This window comes from Mycobacterium sp. E2699 (assembly GCF_001666745.1).
Taxonomy (GTDB): Bacteria; Actinomycetota; Actinomycetes; order Mycobacteriales; family Mycobacteriaceae; genus Mycobacterium.
The window spans coordinates 1-8,330 of the sequence record NZ_LZJH01000035.1 but is presented as its reverse complement, the minus strand read 5'-3'; the positions used below and the strand labels follow the sequence as shown (position 1 = coordinate 8,330).

At 67.2% G+C, this 8,330-nt stretch carries 7 protein-coding genes and 3 pseudogenes; 7 read left to right on the top strand and 3 right to left on the bottom strand.

Annotation, left to right across the window (positions count from 1 at the left end; all coding sequences use genetic code 11):
- The first annotated feature begins 184 nt into the window (after positions 1 to 184).
- A complete protein-coding gene (locus A5696_RS04135; RefSeq protein ID WP_369803286.1) occupies positions 185 to 1,252 on the top strand; it encodes an N-acetylmuramoyl-L-alanine amidase in 1,068 nt (355 codons plus the stop codon).
- Between the two features lie 346 nt (positions 1,253 to 1,598).
- Here A5696_RS04135 and A5696_RS04130 read toward each other — a convergent pair.
- Both A5696_RS04130 and A5696_RS04125 read right to left on the bottom strand, forming a co-directional pair.
- Positions 1,599 to 3,008, bottom strand: a pseudogene (locus A5696_RS04130) (PE family protein); the annotation flags it as partial.
- Positions 3,009 to 3,297: 289 nt separating this feature from the next.
- Positions 3,298 to 3,693 carry a hypothetical protein gene (locus A5696_RS04125; RefSeq protein WP_156738239.1) on the bottom strand — a complete coding sequence of 132 codons (396 nt, stop codon included), beginning with the start codon at positions 3,691 to 3,693 and terminating at the stop codon, positions 3,298 to 3,300.
- A 63-nt stretch (positions 3,694 to 3,756) separates the two neighbouring features.
- Here A5696_RS04125 and A5696_RS04120 point away from each other — a divergent pair, with 63 nt between their 5' ends.
- Complete coding sequence (locus A5696_RS04120; RefSeq protein ID WP_369803285.1) at positions 3,757 to 4,377, top strand: TetR/AcrR family transcriptional regulator; 621 nt, start codon at positions 3,757 to 3,759, stop codon at positions 4,375 to 4,377.
- A gap of 203 nt (positions 4,378 to 4,580) precedes the next feature.
- Positions 4,581 to 4,895: a DUF732 domain-containing protein gene (locus tag A5696_RS04115; RefSeq protein ID WP_082968920.1), complete on the top strand. Its 315-nt coding sequence runs from the start codon at positions 4,581 to 4,583 to the stop codon at positions 4,893 to 4,895.
- 13 nt (positions 4,896 to 4,908) lie between these two features.
- Here the strand turns inward: A5696_RS04115 and A5696_RS04110 are convergent, their stop codons facing one another.
- Positions 4,909 to 5,817: a YgcG family protein gene (locus A5696_RS04110; RefSeq protein ID WP_067873857.1), complete on the bottom strand. Its 909-nt coding sequence runs from the start codon at positions 5,815 to 5,817 to the stop codon at positions 4,909 to 4,911.
- Between the two features lie 87 nt (positions 5,818 to 5,904).
- On the opposite strand from A5696_RS04110, the gene A5696_RS04105 reads away from it, so the two are divergent.
- From A5696_RS04105 to A5696_RS29080, 4 genes and pseudogenes are all read left to right on the top strand, one after another.
- Positions 5,905 to 6,888 (top strand): glycoside hydrolase family 6 protein, encoded by a 984-nt coding sequence (locus tag A5696_RS04105; protein ID WP_067873854.1) that lies wholly within the window; start codon positions 5,905 to 5,907, stop codon positions 6,886 to 6,888.
- A gap of 43 nt (positions 6,889 to 6,931) precedes the next feature.
- A complete protein-coding gene (locus A5696_RS04100) occupies positions 6,932 to 7,420 on the top strand; it encodes a glutathione peroxidase (RefSeq protein ID WP_067873850.1) in 489 nt (162 codons plus the stop codon).
- A 281-nt stretch (positions 7,421 to 7,701) separates the two neighbouring features.
- Positions 7,702 to 7,974, top strand: a pseudogene (locus tag A5696_RS29085) (PE family protein); the annotation flags it as partial.
- 84 nt (positions 7,975 to 8,058) lie between these two features.
- Positions 8,059 to 8,265 (top strand): annotated as a pseudogene (locus A5696_RS29080) (PGRS repeat-containing protein); the annotation flags it as partial.
- Positions 8,266 to 8,330 lie beyond the last annotated feature (65 nt).

Sequence of the window (8,330 nt, the reverse complement as noted above, 5' to 3'; positions counted from 1 at the left end):
CCTTATGAATACTGTTACCGCGGGATACCGTGGTGCCGTGCCAAATTGGTGCGGGTGCTCAGCGCCACCGTCTGTTTCACGCCGTCATGTTCTCAAATACGTTGCGGCCACCCCACTTGTGCTGGGTTTGGGCACCGCCGCATCAGGGCTGATCCAACCCCCGAGCGCGGCGGCGGATCCGGCTTTGGTTGCGGCGGTCGAAACACCTGGGCAAGAGCTCAATATCATCAGTCGCGCGCAGTGGGGCGCCGACGAGTCAATCCGCAGGCGAGCACCGGTGTACGACAACGGAATCAAGGCAGCCGTCGTGCACCACACCGCCGGCGTAAATGATTACGCGCAGCAGGATTCGGCGGCAATTGTCCGGTCGATCTACGGCTACCACACCCGCACCCTGGGTTGGCCGGACATCGCCTACAACGCCCTGGTCGACAAATACGGTCAGGTATTCGAAGGCCGATTCGGCGGCATGACGAGACCAGTTCAGGGCACCCACACTGGCGGGTTCAACCGCAACACGTGGGCTGTGTGCATGATCGGCGAGTTCGACGCGGTGGGCCCCACGCCGGCTCAGGTGCACACCGTCGGGCGCCTGCTCGGGTGGCGGCTGTCCATGGATGGCATCGACCCGCACGGCAGTGTCGCGTTGACGTCGGACGGCGGCCCCTACACCCGTTTCCCACAAGGCGCCGCCGTGAACCTGCCCTGCGTTTTTGCCCACCGCGACGTCAGTGACACCGATTGCCCCGGCCACCTCGGATATGCCTTGATGAACCAGATTCGCGACATTGCCGCGCGGTTCAACAGTCACCCCAGCGCCCAGGATCTGGCGCAGTCGCTGCAAGGCACTGCCATCTATGACCGGTGGCAGGCGATGGGCGGCATGAACAGCACACTCGGCGCACCGACCTCGCCGGAATCACAAGGGGAGGGAGCCACGCGATACGTCATCTTCGAGAAAGGAGCTATCTACTGGTCACCGGCCAGCGGGGCCCAGCCCGTCACCGGCGCCATCTACGCCGCGTGGGGCACCCTGGGCTACGAACACAGTGCACTGGGATTGCCGACGAGCGCCGAAATCGACGAGCCCGAGTGGGCCGTCCAGAATTTCCAACACGGCACCCTGAACTTTAATCGTGCCAGCCGGTCAGTCGTAAGCGTGATCGACGGTGCCGCTGAACTGGTGCCGCCGTCAGCAGGCGGGCCACCTGTCCAGCTAGAGCGGTTTTCACCGGCGCGCAATCGAGTTTGACCGGGAAGAGGTTCGCCTCTCCGAGCACACATTCAGGGTAGTGAAGCGCGCGGCGGGTATTCCTGATCGACCTCTTCACGAGCGAAGGTGTCCTGGTCAACCGTCGTGCAATGTTCGACGAGACCGACCGGGACGCCAATGGCCCGACAGCGGGCGGGTGGAGGTGTAGCCCATCGCGATTTGGGGCTCCCGCGGCTGTTGTCCGGCCAATGCGGCGGCCTCGCCGCGGCTTTGGCTCGCTCGCTCATGAAGGACCGAACCCCTTGTCTTCGAATGGCTTTCGTTTCCTAGTGGCATTCAATCCCAACTACTGCGCGGGTGGCAGACTCAATTCACACAAGCGTCAGCCCGGCAACCCGTTCGGCCCGTTCGGGCCGAAGAAGTAGTACGCGCCGAAGCCGCCGGGTCCGCCAACGCCCGGGACCGCCCCGGTGCCACCGTTGCCGCCGCCGCCGCCGATGCCGAAGAGAAGTCCGCCGTAGCCGCCCTGGCTGCCGTTGCCCCCGAACGCCAAGCCGGGCGCACCAAAGCCGTTGCCGCCGTGGCCGCCCAGGCCGAACACCAGGCCGCCGAGACCGCCGAGCCCGCCGGTGCCGCCGTGGCCACCGGCCTGGGCCACCCCGCCGTCGCCACCGGCTCCGCCGATGCCGAACAGGGAACCCCCGGCATAGATGCTGCCGGCACCATCACTGAACACGTAGCCGTTGTCGCCGCCGTATCCGCCGGGCCCGCCGGTGCCGCCGGCGGTCAGGGCGGTTCCGCCGGCCCCGCCGTGGCCGCCCAGGCCGAAGAGGATGCCGCCACCCCCACCGCCCTGGCCGCCCTGGCCCCCGATGTTGCCCGCGCCGACGCCGGCCCCGCCGGTGCCGCCGTCGGCCCCGGTGCCGATGAGGTTGAAGAGTGCGCCGCCGCTGCCGCCGTCGCCGCCGACGCCCGCGAGCCCGTTGGCGAAGTTGAGGCTGGACCCGCCGGCGCCGCCGGCGCCGCCCAGGCCGTAGATCAGGCTGCTGCCGTTGCCGCCGGCGGCGCCCCAGCCGGCGACGAAGCCGTTGCCCCCGGTCCCGCCGATGCCGCCGTTGCCGAGCAGGAACCCGCCGTTGCCGCCGAAGCCGCCGTCGCCGCCGACGCCATTGACGCTGACACCGCCGGTCCCGCCGCCGCCGCCGTTACCGAAGAGTCCGACGGCATTGCCGCCGTTGCCGCCAAAGCCGGCCACCCCAGCGCCAATAGCGTTCCCGCCGTCGCCGCCGCGGCCGCCGTTGCCGAACAAGAACCCGCCACTCCCGCCGTTCCCGCCGTTCTGTCCGGGCCCGCCCGAACCGCCGGCGCCGCCGTTACCCCACAACAACCCTCCGTTCTGCCCGTTCGCGCCGGTTCCGGGGGTGCCGTCGGCGCCGTTTCCGATGAGTGGCCTCCCGAGGAATGTGCTGAAGGGGGCGTTGATGTCGTTGAGGAGCCCCTGCAGAGGGTTCGCATTGGCGGCCTCGGCGCCGGCGTAGGAGTTGGCGCCGGCGGTCAGCAGCTCGACAAACTGCTCGTGAAACGCCGCCGCCTCAGCGCTTAGCGCTTGATAGGCGCGGGCATGCTCGCCAAACATCGCCGCGATGGCGGCTGACACCTCGTCACCCGCCGCGGCCACCACCGTCGACGTCGGGGCCGCCGCCTCGGCGTTTGCGGCGGTGACGCTCGAACCGATATTCGCCAAATCCGAAGCCGCCGCCGTCACGTATTCAGGGACCGCAATGAGAAATGACATACCGACCTCCGAACGACGCGGCGACCGCCCGACGGTCACCGATACCAGAATCGTCTCGTTTTGGTCGCCCTACCGATCCCAAGTTTCAGTCGGCATACCAGTAACGGTCTGACTTAACCCCCGTTCGATGAGGCGGGCGTAGGCGTCCCCTGAGTTCAAACTGTGAAAACCCAATTTTGTTTGTATGCCAAACGGAAGTGTTTTGACTCGACGCAGCAAGCAGTGGGTGCGCGGGCACGCGCGAATGACACTGCGCGCCAACTCGATCCGAGCCCTACGTGGCCACGTTCTAGCGATCCGACGGCTCCAGGAAGGCGCCGCGTCGTCGGCCCAGCAGCACGCAGACCAGGGCAAGCCCGGCCAGCAGCGGGTGGACGACGCGGTCGCGGGTATCGACGGGGACCGCGCCCAGCAGGTCGGTGCCGTGGAATGCCTCCAGCCCGGTCGCCACTGCATAAACCAGCGCGACGGTCACCGCCGCGGCGAGGGCGGCGCGGGGGTATGCGATCCCGACGGCGAGCACAACCACCATCGCCAGCTGCCAGACCGACCGCCAGCCATCTCCAGGCAGCTGAAAACTTGCCCCCGCCAACAGGGTTGAGATCGCGCGCACGCCGAGAAAAAACGCAACGACCACGCAATACCAGCGGGGGGCGCTCGCCGCGCCCGTCCAGCCAGATCTCATCGGACACTCCTCCATTTCCGTTACTGCCGGGGCGGCAGTAACGCAACCGACTATACTGCCACCGTGGCAGTAACGGGAGTGGCTCGTGACCGAGGATCCGGTCCTCCTCGGCGGCGCCGCGCTCCGGCGGAGGCGCGCCGCGAAATCCTCGAGGCGGCGTCCGGCTTAGTGACCGAACAGCCCGCTCACACGGTCAGCGTCGCGGCGATCATGGATCGAACCACCTTGTCGCGCAAATCCTTCTATGTATATTTCCGCGACCGCGCCGAACTGATCGGCGCGCTGGTTCGACCCCTGCGAGCTGAGACGGACGCCTCGCTTGCTCAATGGCGCCAGGCCGAGGATCCGGTCGCGGCCGGACGCGAGGCGCTGCTGAGTGCGGCACACACCTACCGCCGGCACGGGGCGATTCTGCGCGCGGTGTTCTGGTCATCGGACGACGATCCCGAGGTAGCCGCGGCCCGCTCGGCCCTCATCGACCCGGTTGTCGAGGTCGCCCAGGCGATCATCGACGCCTCGAACAGCGGCCTCGCCGATTCCCACGGAGCCGCAACGGCATTGGTGACCATGAACGTCCATCGCCTGTTGACGCTGACCCCCGGCACCTCCGATGCGGAGATGCACGTGCTCGTGGACACACTGGCGACGATCTGGGAACGCGTGCTGTATCCAAGCACGGGTTAGCGCGTCGTGCGCCTTCCGTTGTAATCACAACCTCGAACGGCGAAATTCAAATTTGCGTCGACACAGTTACCATTCTTCACGTTCCTGTCTTCCTATTCCTACCGCATTGGACCCGCACACTGACGGCGTCGTCGACGCATAGAACAAAGGAGACGTGTCACATGTCCTCACCCCGCTGGCCGGCAATGCTCGCCATCCCCGTCATGGCCGGCGCTGGCTTGGTTTGTAGCACCGCGATCGCGACCGCCACCACTCCCCAGGATGACGCCTACCTCGCGCAGCTACGCGCCGTCGGTCTCAGTTGGCCGCCCAAGACGGAAGAGGCCCTCATCGGCGAGGCGCACCTCGTCTGCTACGACCTCACGTGGGGCTGGACGCCACAACAGATCGCGGACGACATTCACGCCCACTTGGACGCCAGGGGCGTGACGTTGCTCGACGTCGGAACATTGGTCAACGCCGCACACAACACCTATTGCCCCGGCAACGTGTGCGACGCCCCCATTCTTTGCACATGACGCCGTCCACCGATCATCGCTTGGATGCGGTGCCTCGACGTCGTGGGGTGCGGTGCGCCGCCAGCACGTCGGCGTTAGCTTGCGTTTGGGCCTGAGCGGCCAGAGTCGATGCCCTGTTGGCATAGGCGATTGCATCGGCCTCGTTCGCTGCTTGGGTGCCATGCGCCGCCGCCAAATGCCGCTTGGCGTCTTCGAGCCGGGCTTGGGCCTGGGCGCCGATGCTGTCGCCATGCCTGGCGGCGTAGTCGGAGATCTGGCGCACTCTGGCCTCCGCGGTGGACAATGCCTGCCCCAGCGACCGATCGCTCCCCTCGATGCTCACCGGTCCATCGCGATGCGCGGCGCGCCGGCGGCGGCGCGCGCGATAGAGCACGAGAACCACCACCAGCACAACGATGACGGCCACCGCGACGATGGCGGCGATCGCGATCGGCGCCCAGTTGCGCTTCGACGAGGTTGCCGGGGGGGCCGATTTGTCCAGTCCGTCGGCCGCGGCGACCGCAGCGATGCTCCATTCTTTGGCGTTGATCGCCGGTTCGATTTGGTTGCTGCGCAAGGCGTTTAACTCGGCCGCCGGGAGGCCCGGCACGTCGAACACGTACGACTTGGTGTTCGTGGCCACGGCCAGCAGCGCGTCGTGGTCGCCCATGCCGCTGGCGCTGCGGGTTTGGTTCGCCCAGTTCTCGGGCTTGAACCGGGAGAAGTTGTCGACGTAGACCACCCACAGTTGGATGTGCCGGTCGCGGTACAGCCGGTCAATGGCCGAGCTGACCGCCGCACGGCCGGAGTCCGTCAACGCTCCCGTGTTGTCGGTGATGTGATCGGTGACTTTGGACGGCGGTTGCGCGCCGGCCGGGGTTGCCAGCAGCAACCCCGCCGTGAGAATCGCCAGGACCGCACCGAACCGGCGAACAACGCGCATAGGGGTAATGTAGCCCGCCGTCGGCCGAGCCGAGCGCACCATCACCTGCCGTCGGCGACTGGCGATGAATGAACTAATTTCCCTTGGGTGACGTTCTCAGCTGCTGGCGCAGTCGCGCGTTGGATCGCCCCTCTCCTCACGGTTGCGGCCGTTGTCGCGACGAACTCCCTCGTCGACCCGGCCGTGCGCTTGGCCGACGACGCCAATCCGTTGGCCGGCATGCCCTTCTACGTCAATCCGAATTCGGCGGCTATGCGTGCCGCGCAGCATGCCGATCCGCCGAGTCCCGAATTGACCGCCATTGCCAACACGCCGCAGGCGTACTGGATCGTCCCGGGCTCTTCCGCCGGGACGGTCGGGAAGTACACCGCCGATGCGGCGGCCGCGGGGACTATCCCGGTGCTGGCGATCTATGGGATCCCGCACCGCGACTGCGGCAGCTTCGCCGCGGGTGGCATGGCGACGGCCGACGACTACCGCGCGTGGATCGACGGCATCGCATCCGGCGTCGGCGCGACGCGCACGGCGATCGTCCTCGAACCCGACGCGCTGGCCATGGCCGACTGCCTGTCGGCAGATCAGCGCCAAGAGCGCTACGACCTGATTCGCTACGCGGTCGACACGCTGACGCGCAATCCGGGCACGGCCGTCTACGTCGACGGTGGTCACTTGCGCTGGCACAGCGCCGAGGACATGGCCGCCCGGCTCAACAAGGTCGACGTCGCCCGCGCGCGGGGTTTCAGCCTCAACACCGCGAACTTCTACACCACCGGCGACGAAATCGGTTACGGGGAGACGATTTCCGGGCTCACGAACGGTTCGCACTACGTGATCGACACGTCACGCAACGGCGCCGGACCGGCACCCGACTCCGGGCTCAACTGGTGCAACCCCAGCGGCCGCGGACTGGGCACCCCGCCCACCACCGCCACCACGGGCGCGCATGCCGACGCCTATTTGTGGATCAAACGCCCGGGTGAATCCGACGGGACCTGCGACAAAGGTGACCCGCCGGCGGGCACCTTCGTGAGTCAGTACGCCATCGACCTGGCCCACGCGGCCGGCCACTAAGGCGAGGCGTTCGACCGACGCGAGCAGTGTTAGCGTCATCGGCGTGACCCTCAAAGACATCGCCCTGACCACCCTCGATGGCAAGCCGACCACTCTGGCCGAATTGTCTGACGGCGCAACGCTGATCGTGAACGTCGCGTCCAAGTGCGGACTGACTCCGCAGTACACGGCGTTGGAGAAGCTGGCCACCGACTACGCCGATCGCGGCCTGACGGTGGTCGGCGTCCCGTGCAATCAGTTCATGGGCCAGGAACCCGGCACGGCCGATGAGATCCGGCAGTTCTGCTCGATGACCTACGGGGTGACGTTCCCATTGCTGGAGAAGACCGACGTCAACGGCGACAACCGCCACCCCCTCTACGCCGAACTGACCAAGGCCGTCGATTCCGATGGCAAGGCGGGCGACATTCAGTGGAACTTCGAGAAATTCGTGGTCACGCCCGACGGTGAGGTGGCCAATCGATTTCGGCCGCGCACCGAACCGGACGCGCCCGAGGTCATCAGCGCCATCGAGGCCGTACTGCCCCGATAGGCGGCTTCCCGTCGCGTCGACCACGAGAAGCAAACGGCGGACCCCGCGGCTCTCCCCCGCACCCGTCGGATTCGCCGATGGCCCAACTATCCGCGTCACCGACAATGCGCAACGGTCCTGTGTCGCAAAGGATTAAATGTCTGAGCCGCGGCGCCACAGCCAAGCAGATCTGATCCAATCCAGTCATTGACGATGACAAAGAAGTGTTGGCTTCCCATTCCCCGGTTCTTTAAATAAAGTTATCGGTCCGAGCCGCCCCGTTGAGCTGATGGGAGCCGCAGATGTCGACTTTCCTGATCGCAGCACCCCAGGCCTTGGCCGCGGCGTCGGCGGATTTGACGGCCATCGGCGAGGCGATCAAGGAGGCTGCCGCATCGGCGGCGCCGTCGACCACGGGGATTGCGCCAGCGGCCGCCGATGAGGTGTCGGCCGCGATTGCGCGGTTGTTTGGCAACTATGCGCAGTCTTATCACGCGATGGGCGCCCAGGCTTCGACGTTCCAGGAGCAGTTTGTTCGGGCGTTGAGCGTGGGTGCGGGCACATACGCCGCCGCCGAGGCGACGAACGGATCCTGGCTGCAGATCCCGGGGCTACAGGCGGTGGAGCACAACCTGCTGGCCGCGGCGAACACGTACAGCTTGGCGTTGACCGGACGCCCACTCGTCGGCAACGGCGTCAACGGGGCGCCCGGGACTGGCGCCAACGGGGGCGCCGGCGGGTGGTTGCTCGGCGATGGCGGGGCCGGCGCCTCGGGCGCGGCCGGTAGCGGCGGCGGCGCGGGTGGGCCCGCGGGGCTGATCGGCACCGGTGGGGCCGGCGGTGCCGGCGGCACCGGCGGCGGGGCCGAGCCGCCCCGTTGAGCTGATGGGAGCCGCAGATGTCGACTTTCCTGATCGCAGCACCCCAGGCC